This is a genomic window from Bacillus sp. Bos-x628 (assembly GCF_040500475.1).
In the GTDB taxonomy this organism is placed as follows: domain Bacteria; phylum Bacillota; class Bacilli; order Bacillales; family Bacillaceae; genus Bacillus; species Bacillus maqinnsis.
In genome coordinates, this window is the sequence record NZ_CP159358.1 from 2940082 (window position 1) to 2964634 (window position 24553).

At 46.4% G+C, this 24553-nt stretch carries 35 protein-coding genes and 2 pseudogenes; 31 read left to right on the top strand and 6 right to left on the bottom strand.

Translation table 11 applies throughout. The features are described from left to right. Positions 1–102 precede the first annotated feature (102 nt). The 25 genes and pseudogenes from ABVJ71_RS15160 (at position 103) to ABVJ71_RS15280 (ending at position 17495) form a co-directional block, all read left to right on the top strand. Positions 103–243 (top strand): hypothetical protein, encoded by a 141-nt coding sequence (locus tag ABVJ71_RS15160; protein ID WP_353854761.1) that lies wholly within the window; start codon positions 103–105, stop codon positions 241–243. A 33-nt stretch (positions 244–276) separates the two neighbouring features. Further along, the gene (locus tag ABVJ71_RS15165; protein WP_353854762.1) at positions 277–3093 is read left to right on the top strand and encodes a DNA polymerase; all 2817 of its coding nucleotides are present in this window, start codon (positions 277–279) and stop codon (positions 3091–3093) included. Then, positions 3090–4157 (top strand): hypothetical protein, encoded by a 1068-nt coding sequence (locus ABVJ71_RS15170; RefSeq protein ID WP_353854763.1) that lies wholly within the window; start codon positions 3090–3092, stop codon positions 4155–4157. Before ABVJ71_RS15165 ends, ABVJ71_RS15170 begins: the two co-directional genes overlap by 4 nt. Before the next feature lie 253 nt (positions 4158–4410). Continuing rightward, the gene (locus tag ABVJ71_RS15175; RefSeq protein ID WP_353854764.1) at positions 4411–4608 is read left to right on the top strand and encodes a hypothetical protein; all 198 of its coding nucleotides are present in this window, start codon (positions 4411–4413) and stop codon (positions 4606–4608) included. Beyond that, positions 4605–5138 carry a crossover junction endodeoxyribonuclease RuvC gene (locus ABVJ71_RS15180; RefSeq protein WP_353854765.1) on the top strand — a complete coding sequence of 178 codons (534 nt, stop codon included), beginning with the start codon at positions 4605–4607 and terminating at the stop codon, positions 5136–5138. The genes ABVJ71_RS15175 and ABVJ71_RS15180 overlap by 4 nt, the downstream gene beginning before the upstream one ends. A gap of 30 nt (positions 5139–5168) precedes the next feature. Next, complete coding sequence (locus ABVJ71_RS15185) at positions 5169–5687, top strand: hypothetical protein (RefSeq protein WP_353854766.1); 519 nt, start codon at positions 5169–5171, stop codon at positions 5685–5687. A gap of 5 nt (positions 5688–5692) precedes the next feature. Next, positions 5693–5950: a hypothetical protein gene (locus ABVJ71_RS15190; RefSeq protein ID WP_353854767.1), complete on the top strand. Its 258-nt coding sequence runs from the start codon at positions 5693–5695 to the stop codon at positions 5948–5950. After that, a complete protein-coding gene (locus tag ABVJ71_RS15195) occupies positions 5947–6171 on the top strand; it encodes a hypothetical protein (protein ID WP_353854768.1) in 225 nt (74 codons plus the stop codon). The genes ABVJ71_RS15190 and ABVJ71_RS15195 overlap by 4 nt, the downstream gene beginning before the upstream one ends. After that, complete coding sequence (locus ABVJ71_RS15200) at positions 6164–6520, top strand: hypothetical protein (protein ID WP_353854769.1); 357 nt, start codon at positions 6164–6166, stop codon at positions 6518–6520. Before ABVJ71_RS15195 ends, ABVJ71_RS15200 begins: the two co-directional genes overlap by 8 nt. Next, positions 6517–6726, top strand: a complete 210-nt coding sequence (locus ABVJ71_RS15205; protein ID WP_353854770.1) for a hypothetical protein — start codon at positions 6517–6519, stop codon at positions 6724–6726. Before ABVJ71_RS15200 ends, ABVJ71_RS15205 begins: the two co-directional genes overlap by 4 nt. Then, on the top strand, positions 6723–6887 hold the full coding sequence (locus tag ABVJ71_RS15210; protein ID WP_353854771.1) for a hypothetical protein: 165 nt from the start codon (positions 6723–6725) through the stop codon (positions 6885–6887). Before ABVJ71_RS15205 ends, ABVJ71_RS15210 begins: the two co-directional genes overlap by 4 nt. Next, positions 6884–7240 carry a class Ib ribonucleoside-diphosphate reductase assembly flavoprotein NrdI gene (nrdI, locus tag ABVJ71_RS15215; protein ID WP_353854772.1) on the top strand — a complete coding sequence of 119 codons (357 nt, stop codon included), beginning with the start codon at positions 6884–6886 and terminating at the stop codon, positions 7238–7240. The genes ABVJ71_RS15210 and nrdI overlap by 4 nt, the downstream gene beginning before the upstream one ends. Then, a pseudogene (locus tag ABVJ71_RS15220) lies at positions 7237–7944 on the top strand (ribonucleotide reductase N-terminal alpha domain-containing protein); the annotation flags it as partial. The gene nrdI and the pseudogene ABVJ71_RS15220, both read left to right, overlap by 4 nt. A 98-nt stretch (positions 7945–8042) precedes the next feature. Then, on the top strand, positions 8043–8570 hold the full coding sequence (locus ABVJ71_RS15225; RefSeq protein ID WP_353854773.1) for an HNH endonuclease: 528 nt from the start codon (positions 8043–8045) through the stop codon (positions 8568–8570). Between the two features lie 153 nt (positions 8571–8723). After that, positions 8724–10109: pseudogene (locus ABVJ71_RS15230) on the top strand (ribonucleoside-diphosphate reductase subunit alpha); the annotation flags it as partial. Positions 10110–10248: 139 nt separating this feature from the next. Beyond that, positions 10249–11220: a class 1b ribonucleoside-diphosphate reductase subunit beta gene (gene nrdF / locus ABVJ71_RS15235; protein ID WP_353854774.1), complete on the top strand. Its 972-nt coding sequence runs from the start codon at positions 10249–10251 to the stop codon at positions 11218–11220. After that, on the top strand, positions 11213–11710 hold the full coding sequence (locus ABVJ71_RS15240; protein ID WP_353854775.1) for a hypothetical protein: 498 nt from the start codon (positions 11213–11215) through the stop codon (positions 11708–11710). Before nrdF ends, ABVJ71_RS15240 begins: the two co-directional genes overlap by 8 nt. 562 nt (positions 11711–12272) lie before the next feature. Beyond that, positions 12273–12653, top strand: a complete 381-nt coding sequence (locus tag ABVJ71_RS15245) for a hypothetical protein (protein WP_353854776.1) — start codon at positions 12273–12275, stop codon at positions 12651–12653. After that, positions 12653–13207 carry a deoxyuridine 5'-triphosphate nucleotidohydrolase gene (locus tag ABVJ71_RS15250; protein WP_353856710.1) on the top strand — a complete coding sequence of 185 codons (555 nt, stop codon included), beginning with the start codon at positions 12653–12655 and terminating at the stop codon, positions 13205–13207. The genes ABVJ71_RS15245 and ABVJ71_RS15250 overlap by 1 nt, the downstream gene beginning before the upstream one ends. After that, positions 13207–13401 (top strand): hypothetical protein, encoded by a 195-nt coding sequence (locus tag ABVJ71_RS15255; protein WP_353854777.1) that lies wholly within the window; start codon positions 13207–13209, stop codon positions 13399–13401. Before ABVJ71_RS15250 ends, ABVJ71_RS15255 begins: the two co-directional genes overlap by 1 nt. 359 nt (positions 13402–13760) lie before the next feature. Further along, positions 13761–14585: an FAD-dependent thymidylate synthase gene (gene thyX, locus ABVJ71_RS15260; protein ID WP_353854778.1), complete on the top strand. Its 825-nt coding sequence runs from the start codon at positions 13761–13763 to the stop codon at positions 14583–14585. 332 nt (positions 14586–14917) lie between these two features. Then, entirely contained in the window at positions 14918–15082 is a 165-nt protein-coding gene (locus ABVJ71_RS15265) for a 3D domain-containing protein (RefSeq protein WP_353854779.1), read from the top strand. Positions 15083–15091: 9 nt separating this feature from the next. After that, complete coding sequence (locus ABVJ71_RS15270; RefSeq protein ID WP_353854780.1) at positions 15092–15838, top strand: hypothetical protein; 747 nt, start codon at positions 15092–15094, stop codon at positions 15836–15838. Further along, the gene (locus tag ABVJ71_RS15275; protein WP_353854781.1) at positions 15835–16389 is read left to right on the top strand and encodes a dephospho-CoA kinase; all 555 of its coding nucleotides are present in this window, start codon (positions 15835–15837) and stop codon (positions 16387–16389) included. Before ABVJ71_RS15270 ends, ABVJ71_RS15275 begins: the two co-directional genes overlap by 4 nt. Further along, positions 16386–17495, top strand: a complete 1110-nt coding sequence (locus ABVJ71_RS15280) for a DNA cytosine methyltransferase (protein WP_353854782.1) — start codon at positions 16386–16388, stop codon at positions 17493–17495. Before ABVJ71_RS15275 ends, ABVJ71_RS15280 begins: the two co-directional genes overlap by 4 nt. Here ABVJ71_RS15280 and ABVJ71_RS15285 read toward each other — a convergent pair. Continuing rightward, entirely contained in the window at positions 17474–17848 is a 375-nt protein-coding gene (locus ABVJ71_RS15285) for a hypothetical protein (RefSeq protein ID WP_353854783.1), read from the bottom strand. The two genes, ABVJ71_RS15280 and ABVJ71_RS15285, sit on opposite strands and share 22 nt — an antisense overlap. A 77-nt stretch (positions 17849–17925) precedes the next feature. Here ABVJ71_RS15285 and ABVJ71_RS15290 point away from each other — a divergent pair, with 77 nt between their 5' ends. The 5 genes from ABVJ71_RS15290 to ABVJ71_RS15310 are packed head-to-tail and all read left to right on the top strand — an operon-like array spanning position 17926 to position 20553. Then, a complete protein-coding gene (locus ABVJ71_RS15290; RefSeq protein WP_353854784.1) occupies positions 17926–18675 on the top strand; it encodes an N-6 DNA methylase in 750 nt (249 codons plus the stop codon). Next, complete coding sequence (locus ABVJ71_RS15295) at positions 18675–19058, top strand: DUF134 domain-containing protein (protein ID WP_353854785.1); 384 nt, start codon at positions 18675–18677, stop codon at positions 19056–19058. The genes ABVJ71_RS15290 and ABVJ71_RS15295 overlap by 1 nt, the downstream gene beginning before the upstream one ends. Next, positions 19058–19198: a hypothetical protein gene (locus ABVJ71_RS15300; protein WP_353854786.1), complete on the top strand. Its 141-nt coding sequence runs from the start codon at positions 19058–19060 to the stop codon at positions 19196–19198. The genes ABVJ71_RS15295 and ABVJ71_RS15300 overlap by 1 nt, the downstream gene beginning before the upstream one ends. Further along, positions 19199–19702, top strand: a complete 504-nt coding sequence (locus ABVJ71_RS15305; RefSeq protein WP_353854787.1) for a hypothetical protein — start codon at positions 19199–19201, stop codon at positions 19700–19702. 41 nt (positions 19703–19743) lie between these two features. After that, entirely contained in the window at positions 19744–20553 is an 810-nt protein-coding gene (locus tag ABVJ71_RS15310; protein ID WP_353854788.1) for a hypothetical protein, read from the top strand. A 157-nt stretch (positions 20554–20710) separates the two neighbouring features. On the opposite strand, the gene ABVJ71_RS15315 is transcribed toward ABVJ71_RS15310, so the two are convergent. The 5 genes from ABVJ71_RS15315 to ABVJ71_RS15335 form a co-directional block, all read right to left on the bottom strand. Continuing rightward, positions 20711–20842 (bottom strand): hypothetical protein, encoded by a 132-nt coding sequence (locus ABVJ71_RS15315; protein ID WP_353854789.1) that lies wholly within the window; start codon positions 20840–20842, stop codon positions 20711–20713. Between the two features lie 20 nt (positions 20843–20862). Further along, a complete protein-coding gene (locus ABVJ71_RS15320) occupies positions 20863–21594 on the bottom strand; it encodes a hypothetical protein (RefSeq protein ID WP_353854790.1) in 732 nt (243 codons plus the stop codon). Positions 21595–21757: 163 nt separating this feature from the next. Beyond that, positions 21758–21943 carry a hypothetical protein gene (locus tag ABVJ71_RS15325; protein ID WP_353854791.1) on the bottom strand — a complete coding sequence of 62 codons (186 nt, stop codon included), beginning with the start codon at positions 21941–21943 and terminating at the stop codon, positions 21758–21760. A gap of 197 nt (positions 21944–22140) precedes the next feature. After that, the gene (locus ABVJ71_RS15330) at positions 22141–22530 is read right to left on the bottom strand and encodes a hypothetical protein (RefSeq protein ID WP_353854792.1); all 390 of its coding nucleotides are present in this window, start codon (positions 22528–22530) and stop codon (positions 22141–22143) included. Further along, a complete protein-coding gene (locus ABVJ71_RS15335) occupies positions 22530–22706 on the bottom strand; it encodes a hypothetical protein (protein WP_353854793.1) in 177 nt (58 codons plus the stop codon). The genes ABVJ71_RS15330 and ABVJ71_RS15335 overlap by 1 nt, the downstream gene beginning before the upstream one ends. Positions 22707–23340: 634 nt before the next feature. On the opposite strand from ABVJ71_RS15335, the gene ABVJ71_RS15340 reads away from it, so the two are divergent. Further along, positions 23341–23556, top strand: a complete 216-nt coding sequence (locus ABVJ71_RS15340; RefSeq protein ID WP_353854794.1) for a helix-turn-helix transcriptional regulator — start codon at positions 23341–23343, stop codon at positions 23554–23556. The last annotated feature ends 997 nt before the right edge of the window (positions 23557–24553 follow it).

Consider the following 24553-nt stretch of genomic DNA (forward strand, 5'->3'; position numbering starts at 1 on the left):
CGACTTATACGAAGTCTATTGTTGTGATGACGCTTGCTGGTCGGAGTTCTATGCGGAAAACGAGACGGTTCATAAACGGAAGTGGACGGAGGAGGTCGATTTATGAGGACGGCTATTTACACGTGTATAACGCTAAGTGTAGTTGGCGTCGCATACGCGTTGACACAAGGAGATTACGGACTTGCGATTCATAACGGAATCAACCTCGTTTTGTTCGCTTTCTTAAATTATTACTACGACTAATATCGACTTTTAAAGAAGAAAGGAGGACGCGACGTGGAAATAAAGCCGTTAAAACTAACCGTAAATGCGCGTATGACAGAGCCGGCGGCTGACGTCGCCAAACGGAAGAAGGCGGCAAAGTCGGACGAAACGTTGGAGGAAGCATTCGATCGTTTGAAGAGAACATGTAAGTTCTCCGATAAAGAACGTCGCGAATTTGAAGCAGCATGGCGAGCGCATAAAGACGGCGAGCTAGTCCGTACTAAAAATACGAAGCTGACTAAAAAGGAAGCATGCGTAATTGGTCGCCGTCATCTAGAAAAAGAAAACGAATCTTTGCGTCATGAACGTATGCAGGAGACGATACGGACGAAGCCCGATAACTATTACGTTATTACAAGAGACGCCGACCTGGCGCCTATGATCGAACGATTACAAGCCGAAGTTCAGGCGCAGCAACTAGATCCGTGGTTCCGAAAAGTATTCGATCTATTCAACAATACGCATATTCGCGGCAAATTAGCTGAGCGCGGCATCGAAATTCCTTTGGCCGTTTCATTTACGGAATGGGATACGGAGACATCCGGTACAGATACGTTTATGGATATGTCGGGCGGCTATTCGTTTTGGCTCCCGTGTTTAAATGAAGGCTACTACGTCGCGTATGGACATTTAACGGGGGATGAACAGTGTACACGATCGGCTGCGCTTGATATCTGCCGAGTATTTATCGAAGACGCACGACACATAAAAGCGTTCCACAATACGCCCTTTGACTACGCGATGTTCTTGAATGACGGACTAAAGCCGAAAGGGTTCCGATACGACTCGCTTGATGCTGCGCGATTGATGAACGAGCACGAGCCATCGTTTGGTCTTAAGGAATTAGATACGAAATACAAAGAACATACGGGAACTACGCACCTAGACGGATACACTTTCGAGGACCTATTCGGAAAAGGATCTCCGATGATCTATTCGCCTGAAATCGTGGGCATATACGCGATAAAGGACGTTGAGAAGGGTTGGTACCTAACGCGTTGGCAAATCGACATGATGCTTAAAATAGACGATTTATATTATCCGTACTTTGAGATCCGCCAGTATTTATATGAAGTAAACACGACGATCGAGCGAACAGGTTTCGTGATTGACGACGATGAATTGTTGCGCCTTAAATCGGAATATGAACCGCAACTACAGAAAGCGATAGATGACCTCAACGAAGCGTACGGAATCGATGCCGAGTTCTTACGTTCAATGTCGATGCACATAAAAGGAGATAAAATCCGAGCATGGCAAGCAAACCGCGAAAAGCAAATTGCGAAGCAGAAGGAAATGCTTGCGAAATGTGAGGTGGAACTACAGAAAGCGAACCCGGCAACTAAGAAATACACACAGCTTAAAGAGCGTATCCGGAAGTATAAGACGGAGCCACTCGCGCCTGCCATTCCGGAGAATGCACCCGATTTCATACACGAATTTAACTTAGACTCCGACCAACACCTACAGTATTTAATCTACGATGTTCTCGGAATTGAAGATAAGACGAAAATTATCGACAAGAAGAAAACGCGCGCCGTAAGTAAGGACGTTCTCGCGCTGTATTTTAAAGAAGACGCGCGACTAAAACCACTTGCGACATTTTCGGAATTATCTACGTTATTAGGAACATTCATCAATCGAATTCCTAACGTTAAGGACGTAGATGGGCGTCTTCATACGCAATTACAAACTGTATCGACGGGGCGCTACAGTTCGAAAAAATACACCGGAAAAGATAACGAGATTTACAGAAACGATATCAACGATAAGAATTTTCTCGAATACATGCGTCTATTAGTAGATGCGCCAAAGAAGACGGAAAAGGGTCGGAATATCCAAAACATTCCGTCGCGTACTGAAAGAGGTCAGCGAGTAAGGATGGCGTTTAAGCCACCGAAAGGCCATACGTTCATTGGCTCGGATTTATCGTCAATTGAACCAAGAATACAAGCGCATAGAATGGCGACCGAATTTAACGATGAGATATTTGCGGATATGTACCGACGTGGGTTAGACCCTTACGTTGAATTCGCTTCTATCTTATTCGATGTCCCGCGTGAAATCTGCACAGAGGACCACTATAAATCCGTAAAAGAAACCGACGATGCCGTACCGGCCTACCGTAAAGCTATGAAGCAGATGTTTCTCGCGATCGGATACGGTCAGGCGTTCGACATGTTTTATAAAGGCGTCATTCCATTCGGAATCGGCAGAGATCAGGCGTTAGTCGCTTACGAAAAGTTTGACGAGATTCTTCCGGGCTTTAAAGGAATGGTCGAGTCTACGTTCGAGCATTTACGCAAGCACGGCTGGACGGCAACGATTTTTAAGCAGAAACGACGATTCCCAGGCTATGTCGAAAAATACAAACGGCTTTGCCAGCTAATGCGTAGATGCGGTATCACGGATAAAAACGATCCTGACCTCGGCAAGAAAACGAATAAATTACGTTGGGAAGATCGGTCGGAGTTTTGGGACTTAATGCGATTTACTGGCGGCTGCGAACGCGCTGCATTTAACCATACGATTCAAGGATCAGGCGCGAATATCTTACAAATGTGTATGATACGCGTTTATTACGAGTGTGTTTTAGAGCGCGGCTGGGAGTTCCCGTTGACGCTTCACGACGAATTGAAGACGGCTATTCCAAACGAGCAACTAACGGAAGAAGCAGTCGAGCTATTTGACGACATCATGACGAACACGTTTACGCTCGTACTTCCGTTAGGTTGCGACACGGTAATTGAGCCGTGCTGGATGGACGAATACAGTCCGGATGATTGGGATTTTGAGAATTGCAAACCTAAAAAGGACGTGATTAATTGACGGCAGACAAACGAAAATTAGCGGCTCAATTACTTAGTAACGAAGGAATGGCGGAATCATCATTCGCACAAACGATTGCGGACGATTTTAACGATATGCTATACGAGTTTCACAAGTACCCGCAGCCATATGACGAGTTAATGGACGCAGAGCTTCATGAACAATATGCGCGTGTACTGCGGGAGCAGTCAAAGTACGGTTATTTTAATTGGAAGACCGCACCTGACGGAACACCGAGACCAGTATTTTCGCCAAGTAACGCAAGTAAGAGCGATCGAGAGTTATACGAAAAGGCGCGTAAGTCAGTCCGTGACCCCCAAAACCCTACACCTAATCAGCGAGATTGGAACGGTCTTGGCTCGCAAGTAGGCGACTATATTCAACGTGAAATCCTTCTTATTGAGCGTCATTTTGAGAGACTCACGGGAAACAAGCCGAAATTTAGATTTGAAAGGACGGAGCGGAACGAGCCTGCGTTTGAGCATTTCAAAAAAGTAATGCACGAAGTCTCTCATAACGGCGAAAAATTCGCAATCAATGGGTTGCCTGATGGAATTTTAATCTACACAGCAGATGATGGGAAGGAGTATCGCGTTGGGTTGGAGGTTAAGTCCTATCAGAAAAGTTATGTCGAGTTTAAAAAGTTAGTAGAACCTAAAAAAGCGCACGTCGAGCAAGTAATTTGCTATTCGGATATGTATGATCTTGATTTCTACATCATCATATACCATCTTACACACGGTGTTAAGTGGGATAAGGAGCTTAATCGCAATAAAACATTTGGAATTGAAGTGCAAGATGATGACCGAAATCGGGTATTTGATAAATTTTCACGCATTTCAAAAGCTGTTCGATTAAGTGAGCCACCTCCGTTAGACTTGTTTGAGTGGTCGTTCTATGAATATAAAAGGGCAACGGCTAAGACGTTAACTAACGATGAGTTATCGAAACTCTACAATCTTAAAAAACAAATGATGCGTTCGAGACTTCCTGATTGGAAAAAGCAGAGAATTGCGGATGCGCTAGCGTTTATCGAGAAAGTACGAGAAGAGGAGGCGGTTTGATGTCGTTTAAACTTATCAGAGTTCAAAGTATAAAAAACAAAGAGGTGCCGGAGTGGAAGAAAAGCCTTACGGGTGAATTATGCCGTATCGGAAACGTTCGTTTGGGGGGACGCCTAGTAGTCGATTTTCCAGACGTAGACACACACCTTGTCACTACCGAAATAGTCGCATACAACTCTGACTGGAGGACAAGTAGTAGTTTAATCGTGCAAACCCAAAATACAGTATACGTGTTCTCGGAGGGGGCAGTTTGATGACAGTAGATGACGTTCGGGAACGCGTTGATGATATCCGCCATGAAGCTGACAACGACGAGGGGGCGCACAGCATGGAGGACGACTTGTACATTGACGTTTTGGAAGCAATTGCAAATGGCGCAGATAACCCGGAAAAACTTGCGGCAGAGGCGTTAAAGACGAAGGAAATCGAATTCTATAGGTGGTATTCGTGACCGCCACCAATCCTATCCGCATTCTCGCGCTAGATATATCGACGAATCCCGGGTTCGCGGTGCTCGACTTAAAATACCGTAAATCCAAGCCGCACGTCAGTATCGCCCATCTATCTTCGGTCAGCACAACGAGTAAATCAGCGGATAGCCACCGTTACGCATATATCGAAGCGGCAACCACGATGATTCTCCACGAATTCGGACCGGTTGACGTTATTGTCCGTGAGCATTTTACCGGCGGACGAAATAAGCGCTCGACACAAACAGTGTTCGGAGCATGGGCGGCGATTGATTTAGCGCTAGGCAAGTACGGCTACAAGGTGGACGTAGAAATACAGCCGACAACGGTTAAAAAGGACGTGACCGGAAAAGGTAGCGCATCAAAAGACGAAGTAGAGGCGGGCGTAAGACGAATGCTTTCGCTACCGGAAGACTTTACGTTCAGGACAGACGATGAATCAGATGCACTGGCGATCGGGCTTTCGTATCTTGTTCGCGAAAAGATCATAGCGGCAGGCAAAGCGGTCTGATCGTTAATTAAAATATAGGAGGCGGAATAGATGGGCGCAGGCTTAATTATTACTTTTGTTGTAGTTTCTATAGGATTTGCTGTTTGCCTACTTGGCTCGATCGGGTATGCTTACGTGGATTTTCTAGACTACTTAGCCGCGGGTTGCTTCGGAATGTTAGCAGGTTTACTCGCAGTATGCATCGTGCTTATTCCGGGGTTTTTCTTGCCTACTCATTCGGCAGATCCCGTCAAAACCGAAGTCTCCTCGCTAAAAGACACATCCGAATCCTCGGGAAGATTCGTTTTAGGGTCGGGAACAGCCTCCGCCGAACCGTATTTTTATTACGCGGTCGAGAAGGACGGTTTCACGACTATCAATAAAGCGGAAATCCTATCGTCGAAGATTCGAGAGGGTGCCTACGAAAATCCTTACGTTCTTACTTATGACGTCCAATATAAATCGGCTATTACACGATTTTTCTACGGTAAGAGCACGGGTAAGAACACGTACGAATTTTACTTGCCGGAAAACACGATTACGACCGACTATAAAATCGATATGGAGTGATTCGGATGGATAGACACGAACAATACGTAATTAAAATCATAGGCGCATTAGAAGAAGTTTTTAAAAAGGATTCAGAGCATTTCATTTCGGAATTAAAGGACGTTGATTTGACGTCATTCTTTACGGCGGCTAGCGCGGCTCTTGGGATGATGTTTAATCAATATACAGGCGAGCAAAAGAATGCGATTGACTTTACGCATGTGCTTAACGGATTGGCTGTTCGACGGGTGCTTGAGATCGCAACGAAGGAGGGTGCCGAATGATTACGAAACTAGCGATTTGGTGGTTGAGAAAACGGAACCTAACGGTTTTGATCGGTCACGACATTACCGGCGGAGAAATTAAGGCGCGGTATAACAAGGTCTATTTATACGATAATAACCTAAGAGACGCGGTGTTTAAAGACCCGTACGGCATTCCGTTTGATATTCCGGAAGGTAAATTCTCCTATAAACGTACAAAGGAGGCGGGCGCAAATGGATAAAGCGATGGCTTACATCGACAAATTAGCCGCAAAACTCGGAGTTGCGGCGGAACATGTTTACGGGGTTCTCGTTAATCAGGCGGTGGCTAACGGAGTTTCTAAGATTGGCGGAGGACTGATGCTTATCGCAGTCGCGGTAGTAGTTTCGGTTATTATATCCCGCACTATAAAAAATAGTGATTTAGACTATTTGGACGTAGAATGGGCCGCTGTAATCGTATCGATCGCTCTGTTGGTTGTGCTGCCTGTGGTAATTTCGTATTTCTTAATGGCGAGCGGAATAAAAGCGGTTTTGAATCCGGAATACTACGCAATCAAAGAAATCCTCGACACGATCGGAGGTAAGTGACGATGGAATACGGTGATATTTTCGTTGCGCCACTGGCTAATTTACTCGACATGAAACGGCGGCTTGAGGCGGACTTGGCTGACCACGAATACTGCCTTAGTCGTCTCGAATTAAAGCGAGCCGAGACGGAAATCGAACGCAATCGGACGGTGGCTAGAATTGCGGAATTAGAAGCGGAAATTGAACGGAGAGGTGAGCGTGGATGAGTACGTACATTGCGTTATTCTGCCTCGCAATTCTCGCAATTTTGGCGGGGGCGACAAAAGCGCACACATTCGACGAGATCGCAACGAAGATTACGATTATCGTCCTTCTAGTCGTACCTATCGCGGTCTTACTAGCGCATGCAACAGGAGCGAATATATGAACGTTTACTTTTACTCGCTGACCGGCAATGTGCGTCGCTTTATCGCTAAAAGCGGTTTAGGGGCGCAATCACACGAAATAAAGGCGGGAGAAGTCGTCGAGGAACCGTTCGTGCTGGTAACGCCGACTTACGACTTCGGACAGCCGCCCGCAACGGTGAGCGAGTGGCTTAAGGATAATGGCGATCTATTGGTCGGTGTGGCGGCGTCGGGCAATCGTGCATGGGGCGATAACTTCGGGGTGGCAGCCGACGTGATTGCGGACGCTTATGACGTGCCGGTGATCGCAAAGTTCGAGCTGGCAGGAACGGATGAGGACGTTCAATTATTCACGGAAAGGGTGAAGGCGCTTTGAAGCGATACATCGAGTTAAATAACGAAATTATGATTCAAAAAGACGGTCGGTTTCAATTCGATAAAGACGAAGAAGCCGTCCGTGCTTATTTTATAGACTACGTAAATCAAAACACCGTATTTTTCCACGATTTAAAAGAAAAGCTCGACTATCTGCGCGAAAACGATTACTACGAGACCGAATTCCTAGACGCTTATACTTTCGAGGAGATCAAGGCGGTCTATAAAACGGCATACGCCGCCAAGTTCCGATTCCCTTCGTTCATGAGCGCATTCAAATTCTATAACGACTACGCGCTGAAGACGAACGACCGTAAGAAAATCCTCGAACGCTACGAAGACCGTATCGCTTGCTGTGCGTTGTACTTCGGGAAAGGTGACGGCACCAAAGCGATCGAATTTGCGAAACTAATGATCCGTCAAGAATATCAACCGGCGACGCCTACGTTCTTAAACGCCGGACGCAAACGTAGAGGCGAGATGGTGTCGTGTTTCCTGCTCGAAGTTAACGATTCGCTGAACGATATTTCACGTGCGATTGACATTTCGATGCAGTTATCGAAATTGGGCGGAGGTGTATCGCTTAACCTCTCGAAGATTCGCGCAAAAGGTGAGTCAATCAAGGACGTTGATGGGGCGACTAAAGGCGTGGTTGGCGTAATGAAGCTACTCGATAATGCGTTCCGATATGCGGATCAGATGGGTTGAATTGGCCCCTTTCGTCAGCAATGGCGATCGAAAACCTCTTTAATTCATGGGAACTCCTCAAAGCGGTAGGGCCACACTACTAAAGGAGGACAATCATGAGCGAAGCAAGACGACCACACAATAAAACGAATATTGATGAGCAATTTATTATCGACAACTATACGAATATGACTCAGAGACAGATCGCGGACTATTTAGGAGTTTCAAGAGAAACGGTAAATCATAGAGCTATAAAACTCGGTTTAAGGAAGACATCGATCCCATTTACACCACTCGAAAAAGAAGAGGTTAAAGTGATTGAGGAATTCCCTAACTACGGTGTGACGAATAAGAGTCGCGTAGTGCGTCTTTCGGATAGTACTCTTATAAAGCCAAAACCTAGGAGAGGACATTATCCGATAGTTGTGCTTTTTAAGAATGGTGTGAGATTCGAGAGGTATGTCCATAGACTCGTTGCTTTATACTTCATACCAAATCCCGAAGACAAGCAATTTGTTAATCATATCGATGGGAATAAAGACAATTTCTCTATAGAAAATCTCGAGTGGGTAACTCCTAAAGAAAATTATGACCACGCGGTCCGAACTGGCTTAATTGCTCAGAAATCTAATAAGGTCTCTTGAACGTGCAACGACTAGGCGAAAGCCGTAGGCTGCAAGCGATTGGCAGTCGAAACAGGAGGCGCCCCACGTGGGCGAAGATATAGTCTAATCTTCGTGGTAACACGGAGCAGCCGAAAGGCGGGGCGTGTGTAGCGAGCGCGTCCGAATAGTCTGCAAAGACAAGGCGCAGGTGCGGCGTACCTAAACGTATTCCACGCGGACATAAACGATTTCCTAGACACCAAAAAAATCTCGGCAGACGAAGACGTACGAGTCAAGACGCTATCAATTGGCGTCGTTGTGCCGGATAAATTCATTGAACTAGCGCGAGAAGATCGACCGGCTTACGTGTTTTATCCGCACACGGTCTATAAGGCGTACGGCACGCATTTAGACGAAATGGACATCGGCGCGATGTACGATGAACTCGTAAATAATCCGGCGGTACGTAAGGAGCAGATAAACCCACGCCAGCTACTCGAAAAGATGGCCGTATTGCGTTCCGAGTCGGGATATCCGTATATCATGTTCGAGGACAACGTGAACGCCGCCCATGCGCTAAATCATATCAGTCGCGTCAAGTTTTCTAATTTATGTTCGGAGGTGCTTCAAGCGTCTAAAGTTTCGGAGTACACCGATTACGGCGAACCGGATAATATCGGCTTAGATATTTCGTGCAATCTCGGCTCTCTTAATATCGCAAATGTAATGGCGGGCGGCTCGATCGAAAACGCCGTCAAACTAGCCGTCGATGCGCTTACGGTAGTTTCGGAGTCTACGAGTATCAAAAATGCGCCAGCCGTCGCAAAGGCTAACCGAGAGATGCGGTCTATCGGACTCGGCGCGATGAACTTACACGGCTACCTAGCGCAAAATCAAATCGCCTATGAGTCGGTAGAAGCGCGTGACTTTGCTAACGTATTTTTCGCGACGGTTAATTACTGGTCATTAGTGCGCTCGAATGAATTGGCGCAGGAAACGGGAACGACATTTGAAGGATACGAGGGGTCGACGTATGCGAGCGGAGAGTATTTCGAGAAGTACACTGACACTTGCTACTACTATCATCCGATATCAGCGAAGGTTAAAACGTTGTTTGAAGGCGTTTGGTTGCCGTCTGTAGCCGATTGGGAAATGTTAGCGGATAATGTCCGAGAGCACGGCCTATACCACGCCTATAGACTTGCGATTGCACCTAACGGCTCAATTTCGTATGTACAGTCGGCGACGGCTTCGGTCATGCCGATTATGGAGCGCATTGAGGAACGGACTTACGGAAACTCAAAGACGTACTACCCGATGCCGGGGCTGTCGCCGCAAAACTGGTTCTTTTATAAGGAAGCGTACGACATGGATATGTTTAAGGTCGTCGATATGATCGCGACGATTCAACAGCACGTCGACCAAGGCATCTCATTTACGCTGTTCTTAAAAGATACGATGACGACGCGTGATCTGAATCGGATTGACCTGTACGCGCACCACAAAGGCATCAAGACGCTTTATTATGCGCGCACTAAGGATACGGGGCAGGAGGGATGCTTATCATGCGCAGTTTAGCTAGAAATACGACGGAGTATTCAAACGAAGATAAAGCGGTTAGACTTTCGCATAACACAAAGGCTTATGAGAGCGGAGAGAAATCGTTTAGACTATCCCATAATACAAAGACGCTTGGAGATCAGGGGAGGACGAATAATTGACGACATTCACAGCGGCCAACTGGTCGCAACAAGACGATAATTTCACGGCTATGTTCTACGATCAGAACGTCAAGCAGTTTTGGCTGCCGGAGGAGATTTCGCTAAACGGCGATTTACTCGCATGGAAGGCACTGACATCTGACGAACGTGGTACGTATATGAAAGTGCTCGCCGGTCTGACGTTATTAGATACGGAGCAGGGAAACACCGGCATGCCCGCCATCATGGCGCACGTTGACGGTCATCAGCGAAAAGCCGTTCTTAATTTCATGGCGATGATGGAGAACGCAGTCCATGCGAAGTCCTACTCGAATATTTTTATGACGCTTGCGCCTTCGGAAGAAATTACGGCCGTTTTCGAGTGGGTACGCAACAACCGATACTTACAGCGTAAAGCGAAACTGATCACCGACATTTATCGCGATATCAAGGCAGGCGACGACATTTCGTTATATAAAGCGATGGCGGCTTCGGTGTTTCTCGAAAGTTTCTTATTCTATAGCGGCTTCTATTATCCGTTGTATTTTTACGGACAGGGGCGGATGATGCAGAGCGGCGAGATAGTCAACTTAATTATTCGTGATGAAGCGATTCACGGCGTATATGTCGGCTTATTGGCGCAAGAAATATACAATCGTCAAATGGACGGAACTAAGGCGGATTTACACGATTGGGCAGTCGGGCTTCTAACGGATCTATACGAAAACGAGGTCGCATACACAGACGATGTTTATGGCGCGGTAGGCTTACAACATGACGTTAAGGCTTTCGTTAGATACAACGCAAATAAGGCGCTCATGAACCTCGGATTTGATGCGCATTTTCCGGATGAACCGGTCAATCCGATTGTGATAAACGGACTAAGTACGAAGACGAAATCCTTTGATATGTTTAGTTTAAAGGGTAACGGATACAAGAAAGCTACGGCCGAGGCAATCCGCGATGAGGATTTCTTTTTCGATGATTAGCGATGAGTTAGTCGGTAGGTTCTTCAAAAACAACGCTGATCAATCGTATCAAGTTGTGCGTTTCGTCGGGAGAAAAAAGAACGGAACTTCATTATTTCGTATTCGCTTTATTGAAACTGGCTACGAAAGAGACGTAGAAAAAGTCGAGATAAAGCGCGGTAAAATAAAAGACCGTTTCCAGCGTTCAGTCTTCGGAGTTGGTTATTTGGGAGATACGAAGATGGTTGGATATAAACGCGAGTATAGCGTGTGGTCGGGTATATTAGAACGTTGCTATGACAAATCTAGCAGCGGTTATCCTAACTACGGAGGGGCCGGCGTTTCCGTCTGTGAACGTTGGCACTCCTTCGAATTGTTTTTGAAGGATATTACGGGCATTGAAGGATTTGATAGGGAACTTTTCGATAAAGGAGCACTTGAGTTAGATAAGGACAGTTCGATTTATGTAAATCTAAACGAGTGTATTCGGCGGATACGTGTTGCTTTGTGACAAGAGAGATTAATAGAAAATATCGAGATGTGTCGGTAACAAAACTACTATTCAAAGCGACGTCGCCTTCCGGAGAATCATTTACGGTTTCCGGCCTACGGCCCTTCGCATCCAAGCATGGCCTACACCGACCGACCATTAAGAAGTGTCTCCGCGGTGATCGCGATGATTATAACGGGTGGACTTTCGAACTCATCCGCGAGTCTAATTGGAGACGAAGTAAAAGCGCCTGATATTCGGTTATTTTTTATTTTTCCGCAGATTAATGTCCCGATTTCCTTCGCCCACATGCGACTGTACTTATGAAAGCGAAATTAATTCGGCTGATATTGCGCGGTTTGCAAATACGGTTCGTATTATTAAGTAGATACAATGCGGAGGAGATGAACGTATGCGACAGACGATTAACCGAGGCGCTCTAATAGCGGCGTCAATCGTGCCGGCATTTTGGTACGCACATGCGGCGGGCTTTTGGTGGTTCGTGGCGGCGGGAGCGCCGTTCTTACTATACGTAATGACGCTGCCGTTTGAGGACGGTAAGAAGGCGAAGGAGAGCGAGTAGATGGGCGCTATTGACGCAGAAGTATCCGACTTACTTGGCAAGACGCTCGTTGAGGTCACGCAGCACGGAGACGACGTATTATTTTTCGCTACAGAATGCGGGAAAGAGTATCGTATGTACCACTATCAGAACTGTTGCGAAGACGTTCACATAAACGATATTTGCGGAGACCTTTCCGATTTAATCGGTCATCCGTTACTGATGGCTGAGGAAGTAACCAGCGAAGAGGAACCGCCAGAAGGAGATTCCGATTATTCATACACGTGGACTTTTTATAAGTTCGCGACTATCAAAGGCGATGTGACTATTCGTTGGTTTGGGTCATCTAACGGCTACTACTCGGAATCAGTCGATTTCGAACTATTGGAGGAGGAAAAATGATGAACGTAAATATTAAACGACTATCAGCTGACGCAACAACGCCAACATACGCACATTCGACGGACGCCTGCTTCGATCTATACGCGGCGGAAGACGTCATTATCGAGCCGGGCGAGACGGCGCTGGTGCCAACGGGCTTGGCGTTCGAGATTCCGACAGGCTACGAAATGCAGATTCGACCGCGATCGGGCATTACGCTAAAAACGAACCTACGTGTTCAACTAGGAACGGTAGATAGCGGGTACGCGGGCGAAGTTGGCGTTATCGTGGATAATATCGCGAAGAAGGACGAAGCGGTTCCGAATGATTACGGACCCCTTACGGTAAGTAGAGAAATCGATCGGATGATCGGTCATCATCCGAAATGGACGTATAAAATCCGCAAAGGAGACCGAATTGCCCAAGCGGTCATCAAACCGGTAGAGCAAGCGACCTTTACGGTTGTGGATGCGCTGGAAGATACGGAACGAGGTGCGGGGGGCTTCGGGAGTAGCGGAGTCGGAAAGGCGCATCCGGAGTATTTCAGCGAGCCGATGGGCAAGGAGCTGTTGTAATGCCGCAAATCTACGCCTGCTTCTTGAACGGAAAACTTTACGGAACGGGCGACCTCGGCTATATGAACGATCTTTTTCGTGACTATGTCGTCGACTGCGAAATGTACGGAAAAGATGACGTTACTTTCCGAGTAACGACGGTTGAGAAAATGCGCGAAATAGTGAAGGATTGCGAAGAGGATAAGGAGGTGTAGTCGTGAAAGATGCGTTGTATGAGCGAGTTGAGCGTTTCATGAAAGAAAACGGAGTGACTTGCGCCGAAACTATCTACCAATCCGATTGCGTAATCGAGAATGCTTACGAGTTTATTGAGGACCTATTTACGATAATTAAGGAGGACGAATAGATGCGGTTTTGGATTATATACGGAGCATGTGTTTTCTTTTTCGCATATTTGATCACACAGCTTATTGCGTTTGAGTCGGATAACTATGCCGGCTTGACAGTATTTTTTATTCCCCTTATAGATTCGGCGATTATAACAACTTTAATTGTTTCAATCGGAATATTCGGAAGTAGTTGCCACAGCGGATACGGAGGAGGAGTAGAATAAATGGCGGAAACTAAAATGAACGTACAGCTACTCGCACATACGCAATTAAGCAATAAATTCTATCGATCTCTTGACCACGGTAATTATGACGTTTTTATCGAGAGATGCGACGGGAATCACTTAGACGATTACGGATGTACAGACGGCCAAGCGGTCGCACTATCCGCAATCAGAACGTGTTACAGCGCAAACAAACCGTCTGAAATCGTAGCCAAAGAAGGCGCCAAGTATTTCGGCTCTAAGGCGTCAGATGGCGGCGAGGATACGGATGCCGACCGACTATTCCGGCAGATTGTCGCATCAAAACACACATCGACCCTTGAGTACCTAACGTTCACCTTTGCGGTCGAAGGCGTCAGCCGCGCCTTATTAGCGCAGTTAACACGTCACCGCGCCGGCTTTAGCTTCAGCGTCCAATCACAACGTTATGTGCGGATGGGTAGCGGTGATAGGTCAAGCGGTTTCGATTACGTGGTTCCGGAAAAAGTTCAGACGTCAAAGAAATCGGCTGATTTTGACGACTACGAACTTACTGCGGATTATATATTCGAAGATGCGATGCAAAAAGCACAGGAAGCATACGACGATCTCCGTAAAGCAGGCGTACCGGCAGAAGATGCGAGAGCCGTCCTACCGCAAGCCGCGGCTACTAATCTCGTATTGACCGTCAACCTACGCGCTCTACTAGACTTCTACGCTAAGAGACGGCGTGGCAACGGTGCCCAAGCGGAAATCGCCGACCTTGCCGAATCCTTGCGCCGAGAGGTAGTCGAAGTAGAGCCGTGGACTGCGCAATTCTTCGAGGGGGTGTCTGCATCGGTATAATGACGACCATGACGATTGCGTGCGGTTTGTTATGTACGCAACAACCTGCGGAAAAGCCCTTGCCAATATTAACGGTTGAACAAGCGGCTTTACAACGAGCCAATGAACGCATTGAAACGTTAGAGGACGAAATTAAGGCGCTTAAGAAGGCGACCAAATCGGCGCAACTAAAACCGCCTAAACGACAGCCACGACCGACTAGCACCTACGAAGTGACTGCGTACACAAACGGCGCCGAGTCTACGGGCAAGTCGCCTAACCACGCCGACTACGGAATCACGGCAAGCGGCGCACGAACCAAAACGGGTCATACGATTGCTTGCCCGCCGTCAATGGCGTTCGGTACTCGTCTGAATATCGAGGGCATTGGCGTCAGAACTTGCGAAGATCGAGGTGGCGCAATCATGGAAGGACACATTGACTTATATGTTGCGGGCGTTTCCGAGGCGAGAGCATTCGGGCGCCAGCGGCTAAAGGCGGAAATTATAACGAAATAGGGAGGCGGAATGATGACGGAAGAAAAACGTACCATACACGTATTGAAGGACGAAAAGCTCGGCGTTGATCGCGAATATGTTGCGGTGGATAGAGCCGCAAATGTTGGCGAGATGATCGTAATTGTAGAGCCGGAGAATACATCAGGGGACGTAGCTAATGCAGGCCATTATGGATTGATTATCGAGGACGATAGCGTGAAGAACGCACTTATTGCAGATTTCAAAGGTTTTGATAATCACTTCGTTCTAGATGACGGAATACAGAGAGTCGGAGAGGCGGGTAATTACTACCACGTACTCGAACCGACCGACATCGTCCACATTGACGGCGAGCGCTATCGTTTAGAAGATCGTAAGGCGGAAGTGGGCGAGCGTGTATTTTACGTAAATAAAGAAAACGGGAAATCAGACGGAATTGACACCATAGTTACGTCGGCAGGCGTTGATATTGTGTATGTGCGTGAGTATAAAGACGATACCGGTGAGGCTGTGTGTTCGATTTGCCACGGATACTACTACGTCCTCACTCCGGTTCAAGACGCTACCGAGCCGAAAGAATCCGACGTCATCACCGTCCTTGCCAATCTAGGCGCAGAGGTGGCGGAATTAAAACGTACCGTAGCGCACCATCAAGCGGAATTCAACGCCCTCCGCGAACAGCTCGCAAAGGTAGCGTCTGGTGGGGGCACAAAAATGGAGCTAACCGGAAACTTTATCGCTGACATAATCATCGGTCTAAAGAAGGCCGGCCTATGAAGCTCGCAATTACGGGTCGGTTGGGCGCCGGCAAAGACGAAGCCGTTAAGTATCTCGTGACTATGTACGATTTCTTCCCGTTCACATTTTCCGCAAAAGGCAAGGCGATATTTCACGAGCTGTTTCCGCACCTCCGTGGCGACTCAAAGCAACGTCAGCCAATGCGTGATTTTATCAACGGTATTACGGAGCTAGACGTGCCCGGCGCCGAAAACGTATGGGTCGATTATTTGTTCCGACGCATCAAAGAGCATGAAAAATTGCACTGCTGCCGCGATAGCAACGTGCTGATCGCGGACATGAGGAAGCCGGCGGAGTACGAGCGAGCAATTGCGGAGGGGTTCACTATCATTCGCATATCGGCACCTACTGAAATCCGCATTGAACGCGCTAAAAGACGTGGCGACGTATTTAAAGCGGCCGATATGAACCATCCGACAGAAACGGCTCTCGACAATTTCGAAGTCGACTACGAAGTCGCAAATGACGGTACGCTTGACGATTTATACACGAAATTGGACGAGATAATGGCGAGGGAGGGCGTTAGATGACGGATGTTCCGAATCACGAACCTAATCCGCAAGATGGACGTTATTCTTCTCGTTATTTATCTAGGAAGCGAACGGTTTTATGGGATGAGGCGGCTTACACTGTTTTAACAAGTCCTAGAGACGTATCACTGCATCCCGGGCCATTAAACGAAAGGAGCGAATTCATGGGCGAATTTAACTTAACACCGCAACAACCAGCGAATGGGCTTACCGTACTTGAATTATTCTGCGGAGGAGGTCTCGGCGCAGTCGGATTCAAAGCGGCCGGCTTCGATATTGTAAAGGCGCTCGACTTCGATAAAAACGCAGTAAAAGCCTATCGACATAATTTCGGTGACCACGTTGAGCAAGCTGACATTAACGCTGTAGATATCGACACATTGCCGAACACAGATGTTATTTTCGGTGGTCCTCCGTGCCAAGATTTCTCCGTTGCAGGTAAAGGCGCTGGGGCAGACGGTGAGCGCGGTAAATTAGTGTGGCGTTATCTCGAAATCATAGAACGAAAACAACCGAAAGCCTTCGTATTTGAAAACGTAAAAGGGTTGATATCGAAGCGCCATCGCCCAACCTTCGACTTGCTTATCGAGAAATTTAACGAAATAGGTTACGAGATTAGTTGGCGCGTTATGAGCGCGTGGGATTACGGAGTAGCCCAGAAGCGTGAGCGCGTGTTTATTGTGGGGATAAGAAAAGACCTCGGGTTCACATTCGAATTTCCGAAGCCCTTGGAGGGCGATTATCAGACGCAAGTATTGCGAGATGTTATCGGGGATATACCGGAACCAAGTCAGCAGTCTAATGGCGGTCATCTTTCTAATAATTATGCGACAAAATACGAAATGGCAAATAGATTAGAGAGCTTCGATAGGCCCGGAGCAACTGTGACAGCACATCATAGGTGCAGTTATACTCACCCAAATAACGAACCACGACGTTTCACTGTCCGCGAATGCCTCCGAATTCAATCCGTTCCGGACACCTATGTATTGCCTAACGACATATCATTATCGGCTCAGTACAGAATTGTCGGAAACGGAATCGCTTCTCGGGTTGCATGGTATATCGGGCTCGCTCTTGCCGATCAACTTAAGGCGAACGCGTAAGTTCCGGACGGATATGCTAGATGCGGCTGTTTAGACGCCTCGCCGTCGCCGATCAAGTAGAACCGTATCGGCAATTCACGTCCTTCAAGACCTGCGCCTTCTAAGACGCGTCGAGCTGCTTTACTGTATGCGCGCTTATCAAATTTAAACGGCTGTACATCCGTCTTTACCTTTTCCGGCTTCGCAACAACTAGGCACGATTCGGCTGCGTCGTAACCGATTGTTAGTTGAAACGGTGCATTAGTCGGCAGGCCAATCAAAGACCTAGCGGCCGAGTTAACGTAAATACGGCTCTGCTTATCTAACGAAATATATGCGGTACTATTTACTGCGGAAATCCATTCTAAGGCCATGTGGGCACACCTCGCTTATTTTATAAGACGATTATAAACGATTTATAGACGGAAATCAAACGAAGGAGGCGATATGATTGGGCGAATTAGTAACGGAAAAAATTAATCGTATCTTTGGAATAGACGATTCATATAAAGCGCCGTCAAAACTTATGGAGATTTTGTTCGATCGGGAGCGTCGCGAGGAAGTATTCCGGCAATTCGTGTCTGATCCGGCGCTTAACTCTACCGAGAAGGACGTATTTCACGAATACTTTCAGGATGAGCACGCGGATAGGAAAAACAAGAAACAAGATTTTACTCCGCGTAGTGTGGCGGACCTGTTAGCGAGAGTTACTGACGGCGGACTTGAGTCGACTACTAGCTACGACGGATGCGCAGGTACGGGAGGACTTACAATCGCTAAATGGCAGTCTGATCGTATTAAACACTCACCATTTGATTACAAGCCATCGTGGTATTTCTATCACTGTGAAGAGATGAGTGACCGCGCAATACCATTTCTGCTATTCAATCTCTTATTTCGAGGAATGAATGCTGTGGTGGTGCATTGCGACGTCCTGACTAGGAAAAGTAAAGGTGCGTTTTTTATTCAAAACGAACATGACGACTTTATGCACTTCTCATCACTAAACGTACTTCCATATACCGACTTCACCGCGAAAGAATTAGACGTTTCTTGGGATGATGACTTAATCCCCTATGACGATCTCATCGAATCGGAAGAGATCCCCGCCCATGTAATAAACCCAACGGAGTTCGGCGCAGTTAGCGCTGAAACTAAATTCCTTTATTTATTGTGCGGAATTGATGGGGAGGTGTCGTAATGGGCGCATCAACGAAAAAGCCCGACCAGCATTTACGGTACGAAACGCAATATAAACTCGACGACCCTGACGGCATCAAAGCGTTACTAGCCGATTACACAACGCTAAGACAACGACGTTTCCTTGGCGACATGGCCGCTTGCGATATTCTAATCGACCTCGATCACGCCATTAAACTAGCGGAACTGACCGGCAAGCAATACGAGGCGCTTCGGTTGGTGTACTTCGAGGATATGTCGCAAACACAGGCGGGCGAAGTTATGGGTATCGCACAACAGAACGTTAATAACTACTTAGATTACGCCTTTAATAAAATCGCAGACATCTACTATTATTGGGCGTCACATGGCGAAGGTTATGGAACGACGAAAGGGGCGGTTTGATGACGGACAAATTAACGAAGGAAGAAATCGAGGAATTACGTCGGTATGAACGTTGGTGCTACGACACCATGAACCATCCGAGAATTTCACCACGTGTGTTATCGCTTTTATTGAACGCATATACGAAGGAGGACGCCTAATTGTCGAAGGATGAATTGCACGAAGCCATCACGGCACTATACGAAAGAACGAAAGCGGGCGTCTTGGAGCGCGGGGAACGCATCGCAGAAATTGACGCTTTGATTACGGCATACGACGGTACCCCTCCCGATAACGCATTGGAACGTTTATCTGACTTAATTCTTTACGAAGAACTCTCGGACATGCGACGAAATAAAATGTCAACCGCAGAATATCCGATCATGTCAGAAAATCAGGAGAACAGACGTAAAGATGATCGCCATGTAAGGAAGAGACCAGAAGGTGCAGGACGAGAAGTTCCGCTTAGTGAAGCAACTTCGGTCGATATTGGGGGGCGTAATTATAGACGACCTGTTCGGAGGGTGTGGGGGAACAAGGACGTTAAATCCCGCAATAAGGAATTGCGCAAGCGATATAACGCCTTCATAAAAGGGCGTACTGAAGGACACTTCACCGTAAATATAGCAACCGGCATTAAAACGGTAAGGCTAGACGCTCAATAGGCGTCTTTTGTTTTGCGATAAATACGAAAAGGGGCGTATGTATGAATCAGAATAAACCGCGCGTCATTGACGTTAACACAGGCGAAGACCTATCCGGTATCTATTCTCTAAGGCATCGTAATCAAGACGCTGCATTTCGTCAGCAATTAAATAAAACGGAGGATCGGCGCGAATTTACTAACGCAGAAATGCCGAACATTAACGAGGTATATGACGTACTTACGACGGCCCAATGCGGTTATTTGATGCTCCTACAGTGCTACGTTGATTATGGCGGTCTTTTAATTAAGTCCAGCCACGATAAAACTCCGATGGATACCTCGGACATGATGGACGTACTTCAGCTTACGAAAAAGCGCCAGACTTTCTACGATTTCATTGCGGCGGCTGTTCAGCACGATATTATACGGAAGAATGACGCTGGTTACTCGGTAAATGAACGCTATCACTTTAAAGGCAACTTCCGCAGTCCTCACGTTGTTAAAATCTACAGCGCCAAAATTAAACGGGTTTACAGCGAAGTCAAAGCGACCGACATCGGGCTTATTTATCGAATGCTTCCGTATATCCATTTCGATACTAACGCTCTTTGCGAAAATCCAAACGAATCTAATCCGCGAGCCATTCGATGGTTCAGTCGAGCCGGTCTAGCTGCCGCGATAGGTGTGGTACCTGATACGCTCGGTCGCCGTCTGAAAGCGATGAAATTCGGAAGCGAATATGTTATTGCTCGCGTTAAAGTCGGAAGTGAGCCGGAACGATACACGTTTAATCCTAACGTTTTCTATCGCCAATCTAAAGCGCCGGATAAGACGTTGATTGCGTTATTTAACGTTGAGAAGGCGCGATAATATGGTATGATTTTACTGCGGGAGGTGAGACGGGTGGTTAAAGCGATCACTAAAACAGGCGAACTAAAGCCGGGCGGTTCGCCGTCTAAATAAACGAAAAAGGACGCCTTTGAGGGCGTCCAGATTGTAGAAAGGCATGAGTTTCTATACAATCTTTTTATTTAATCATGAGATGGATTGATATAGCTAGGAGTGCTAGACAGAATAACCCGATCAATAAAAGGACTTTTGTTGCCAATTTAGTTTTTGTAATCTCTTTCTCGTTCTTTTTTTTGTCTGGATTATCCATAGATATAACATCCTTTCAGCTTAGTTAATATATTTGTTCTTGCCCCAAACTTTGAGCGTACCGCCTTCAACATAGACATACTGCTCTCTAGTTCCGTATTGAGTTCCCCACTTTGAAGAGATCAAGTGCCAAGCCCATCTTTGCATACCGTAAAATACTTCCATGCCTCCTTTTCTAGTTCCGTTCTTAGTTAGTTTCACAGGAGGGAAATAGATATAATTTATGAACGAAGATACTTTCCTAGGAGAACCAATAAGTGTTTTCCCATCAGCCTTATAATAAAGTTCTATAGTTGTTTTAACAAGTGGCACAGCAAATAAGGTATGTGTGTGTGCCCATGCTGCTCTTCTTTCAGTTGCGGTATTGATAGAGAATGGTGGATTTTCATTTTTTACCTCTTCTGAAATAATCTTATAATCGCCATTTAAAGCAGTAGTTTCGGATTTTGTGTTAGCAGACAGAGATGGTTCATCCATTTCGATTATTTCCTTTAGAGCTCTCTCATCATTCATGGTATCTACGAATTTTTGTTGTTTGTCTTTCGAGAGAGCATCAAACTTGTTTAGCACTTCGACAGCATCGCTATCTTTTCCTTCTTTTGAGATAATGTCAGATAGGTAATCCCGGTAATCCTGAATCGTTTTTACCTGTACAGCATCATCCTTCTTGATGTTATCTACAGCATTGACATTGTTCCCAAACACAGACGACATCAGCAACAGAGCGATAAACCCCAAAACGACTTTCTTCATATTACGTATCCTCCTTGACTATTATGTACAGCAATTTCCATTTTCGATTAAATAGCCTTAAGATGCAATACTTATACGTAAAATTAGTAAATAATCCCTATTTGGAGTTTTAAATTCTTTCCTCGACATTCTGAACGCCTTTGAGGGCGTCTTTATTTTTGTGCTATATTCGCTTAGTCAGTCCGCACTTGGAACACTTGCGGAGGAATACTCCGCATTTGATCGAACTCTTAAATTTCGACGTATCGCAATTATCGCAACGACCGCTCTTAACGTCCGGTAGCTCGCGAATATTATAAACGACAGATACGTCATAATCGCCTGGTTGCGGTCTATCCACGTTCATCATTCCTCACAACCTTCGTATTATAACGTATCTTTGCGCTTATTTAAACAACCTTCCGAAAGCCCTTCCGACGCTGCGTCGCATGATACGTCCACCTACATCGTTCTTCTTCATCGCGTTAACGTCTCCCAAAAACCTAGCCCATCCGTACAAGAATCTGCGGAATTTCATATCGTCGTCCTCCTTCGTATTTTAGGCGCTTACCACCTCGTCACTGCGAAGCTCTTCGAATAGTAAGTGCCGATTTTCTTCGTCTTGGTTGCGTTGCTATATGCCGTTAATTTGATTCGATATTGCCCGTTTGTCATTGTCGAGGTGTAAAAGCGTTTGGTCGGCGTGCTTTTAACAAACTCGCCGCTTTGCGATTGTTTCGACTTCCAACCGTCCGTGTATTGTTGCTGAAGCGTCATTGTGTAGTAAACGCGACTGCCGTTGCTTTTCGATGCCACAACGTCCACTGACGTCGCTTTAGGCGTGTAGTAGGGTGCGTCAACCTTTACCGTAATGGTGGGTGAGGCCGCATTGGCAGGCGGAGTCAAGCCGAAAACACCTAAGATCACAGCGATTGTTATCGTAATAAAACGTTTCATTATACGTCATCCCCTTCTAGTGTTATATCGTATCCGAACGCGATTAGAGCGAGCCTAAAGCCGAAGTCAAAGCCGTCAGGCGCATGCTCGCGTTCTCTTTTAAATAGTTCGGCTGCACGTTGTAGCGAATCAGCCGGCGAACTTGAACCGTTTAAAGCCGTTAATTTTACGTCCATCAGCCGATCTCCGAAGGTCGACGCAGTTCAGACATTTAGCGGCCGTTTCGATTTCTACGTCTGAACAATCCGAACAATTATATTCGATCATATTCAACGATTCCTCCACGATTTTAGTACGTCAGAGCCGCCTTAGTTGCGTCGCATTATTCTAGGTAGGAACGGCTGCCTGACGACTCATTTTATTAGCGATTTTAGAGCGACCACGCCGCCGAAAACGATAAGGGTACCGATGGCTACGTAGTCAATCGTCTGCATAGAACCGTAGTCCATAAACGCAATCCAAACGACCAAAACGATAATGAGCAGTAGATCAACCGTGTTAATTTTACGCATATGTGGTATAATTGATTGAACCGGGGCTTAGCGCCCCGTCCGTTTACTTGCGACGTTTCTTCTTGGAGGGAGACCGTCGCTTTTTCTTTGTTGTCCGTCGTATCGTCTTGATTTCCATTGCGGTTTTGATGATCGCCAACCACGACGCAAGTATGACGGATATTTTCGTAACTAGTTCAATCAATCGTTTTCACCTCCTTTCTATACCTTAATTATAACGTATAAGCGTTATAACGTCAATGCGTTATTTACAAAAATATCGTATTTGCGTTATAATTTTCGTAGGAGGTGTCGGTAAATGAACGTCAAACTTAAAGTCGGCGACCTAATCGAACGGAGAAATATGACGCAAGCAACCCTTGCTGAACTGACCGGCATAAGACCGAGCGCAATAAGCGACCTATGCCGTAATAGAAGAGACCGAGTCCAGCTCGACCATTTGGCGAAGATAGCGGCGGCACTAAACGTAAAAGACATACGGGAACTGATCGATATAGAAGACGAAAGCGACTGAAAATAGGGGCGTTCATGGTGAGCGTCTCTTTTTCGTGCTTTCAGTGTGGCGAAAACAGAACACATTATATCGTATAAAAATATGTTTATATGAATATTGATTCGGTGTGGAGGCGAAGTCAGTTCGTGGATACCTTCATTCATTCTCAATTAGAACGTGTTAAATGATAATCAATACGACTTCATTCGTACAAAAACGCCAAAAGTACGACTTTATTCGTACATGCAAAAACGGGGTTGGCGCTTAGAGCCACGTGGGATACAGCGTTTTGAGGTCGGAAATTACTTCTTATCTTCTAAATCTAAAACCTAGTGATACTCCGCTACGCTCCGTCTCACATATACGCAACATGTATAATGAATGAATATTTGCGGACGAGGCTTCGCCTCGTCCGCTATCTCTTAAGTACATTCGGAAGGATAGGCGATATTACAACGGACATATAAGTTTATTAGTGTAGTTACTACGGATATGTATCCTATATAATGAGGACGTAAATGAACGTAACATACTAACGGTAGGTAGCGTTTGAACAGCCGAGTAGGGTACGTCCATTAGGCGCTATGTAACGGTAGGCACAAGCGGTGTATATAATATAGTACGAAGGTGGACGGTAGGGTGACGATAGTATACCGGTTAACAATGTCGATTACCAAGCAGACGCCGCTGGCGTACGAGGTCTTCCGAAACTCAAGGGGTCGAAGCCGAAGCCATTCCGTTTATGCACGATTCTATACATAGTGACCGGCATAGGTAGCCTGCACGAATAGCGTCATGGCAGGGCTGACGCAGTGCATAAAGTACATTCGTTTAGTTGCGTTAACTGAACGGTGATGAACCTTAATACATCAACGTTTATTATGAATGCGAATGTAACAGAACGTCTTTTTGTTACTTTCGTTATGCAACGTTATGAATACGTTATTCAATAATAATCGCGAAAAATACACGAAGCCGCACGCCCCCAAGCGCCCCAAGAAAAACCGCCCGATCTGAC

Coding starts and splice junctions, on each gene's coding strand:
- ABVJ71_RS15160 (WP_353854761.1), top strand. CDS start 103: ATGAGGACGGCTATTTACACGTGTATAACGCTAAGTGTAGTTGGCGTC.
- ABVJ71_RS15175 (WP_353854764.1), top strand. CDS start 4,411: ATGACAGTAGATGACGTTCGGGAACGCGTTGATGATATCCGCCATGAA.
- ABVJ71_RS15185 (WP_353854766.1), top strand. CDS start 5,169: ATGGGCGCAGGCTTAATTATTACTTTTGTTGTAGTTTCTATAGGATTT.
- ABVJ71_RS15190 (WP_353854767.1), top strand. CDS start 5,693: ATGGATAGACACGAACAATACGTAATTAAAATCATAGGCGCATTAGAA.
- ABVJ71_RS15195 (WP_353854768.1), top strand. CDS start 5,947: ATGATTACGAAACTAGCGATTTGGTGGTTGAGAAAACGGAACCTAACG.
- ABVJ71_RS15200 (WP_353854769.1), top strand. CDS start 6,164: ATGGATAAAGCGATGGCTTACATCGACAAATTAGCCGCAAAACTCGGA.
- ABVJ71_RS15210 (WP_353854771.1), top strand. CDS start 6,723: ATGAGTACGTACATTGCGTTATTCTGCCTCGCAATTCTCGCAATTTTG.
- nrdI (WP_353854772.1), top strand. CDS start 6,884: ATGAACGTTTACTTTTACTCGCTGACCGGCAATGTGCGTCGCTTTATC.
- ABVJ71_RS15225 (WP_353854773.1), top strand. CDS start 8,043: ATGAGCGAAGCAAGACGACCACACAATAAAACGAATATTGATGAGCAA.
- ABVJ71_RS15240 (WP_353854775.1), top strand. CDS start 11,213: ATGATTAGCGATGAGTTAGTCGGTAGGTTCTTCAAAAACAACGCTGAT.
- ABVJ71_RS15245 (WP_353854776.1), top strand. CDS start 12,273: ATGGGCGCTATTGACGCAGAAGTATCCGACTTACTTGGCAAGACGCTC.
- ABVJ71_RS15250 (WP_353856710.1), top strand. CDS start 12,653: ATGAACGTAAATATTAAACGACTATCAGCTGACGCAACAACGCCAACA.
- ABVJ71_RS15255 (WP_353854777.1), top strand. CDS start 13,207: ATGCCGCAAATCTACGCCTGCTTCTTGAACGGAAAACTTTACGGAACG.
- thyX (WP_353854778.1), top strand. CDS start 13,761: ATGGCGGAAACTAAAATGAACGTACAGCTACTCGCACATACGCAATTA.
- ABVJ71_RS15265 (WP_353854779.1), top strand. CDS start 14,918: ATGGCGTTCGGTACTCGTCTGAATATCGAGGGCATTGGCGTCAGAACT.
- ABVJ71_RS15270 (WP_353854780.1), top strand. CDS start 15,092: ATGATGACGGAAGAAAAACGTACCATACACGTATTGAAGGACGAAAAG.
- ABVJ71_RS15275 (WP_353854781.1), top strand. CDS start 15,835: ATGAAGCTCGCAATTACGGGTCGGTTGGGCGCCGGCAAAGACGAAGCC.
- ABVJ71_RS15280 (WP_353854782.1), top strand. CDS start 16,386: ATGACGGATGTTCCGAATCACGAACCTAATCCGCAAGATGGACGTTAT.
- ABVJ71_RS15285 (WP_353854783.1), bottom strand. CDS start 17,848: ATGGCCTTAGAATGGATTTCCGCAGTAAATAGTACCGCATATATTTCG.
- ABVJ71_RS15295 (WP_353854785.1), top strand. CDS start 18,675: ATGGGCGCATCAACGAAAAAGCCCGACCAGCATTTACGGTACGAAACG.
- ABVJ71_RS15300 (WP_353854786.1), top strand. CDS start 19,058: ATGACGGACAAATTAACGAAGGAAGAAATCGAGGAATTACGTCGGTAT.
- ABVJ71_RS15310 (WP_353854788.1), top strand. CDS start 19,744: ATGAATCAGAATAAACCGCGCGTCATTGACGTTAACACAGGCGAAGAC.
- ABVJ71_RS15315 (WP_353854789.1), bottom strand. CDS start 20,842: ATGGATAATCCAGACAAAAAAAAGAACGAGAAAGAGATTACAAAAACT.
- ABVJ71_RS15320 (WP_353854790.1), bottom strand. CDS start 21,594: ATGAAGAAAGTCGTTTTGGGGTTTATCGCTCTGTTGCTGATGTCGTCT.
- ABVJ71_RS15325 (WP_353854791.1), bottom strand. CDS start 21,943: ATGATGAACGTGGATAGACCGCAACCAGGCGATTATGACGTATCTGTC.
- ABVJ71_RS15330 (WP_353854792.1), bottom strand. CDS start 22,530: ATGAAACGTTTTATTACGATAACAATCGCTGTGATCTTAGGTGTTTTC.
- ABVJ71_RS15335 (WP_353854793.1), bottom strand. CDS start 22,706: ATGGACGTAAAATTAACGGCTTTAAACGGTTCAAGTTCGCCGGCTGAT.
- ABVJ71_RS15340 (WP_353854794.1), top strand. CDS start 23,341: ATGAACGTCAAACTTAAAGTCGGCGACCTAATCGAACGGAGAAATATG.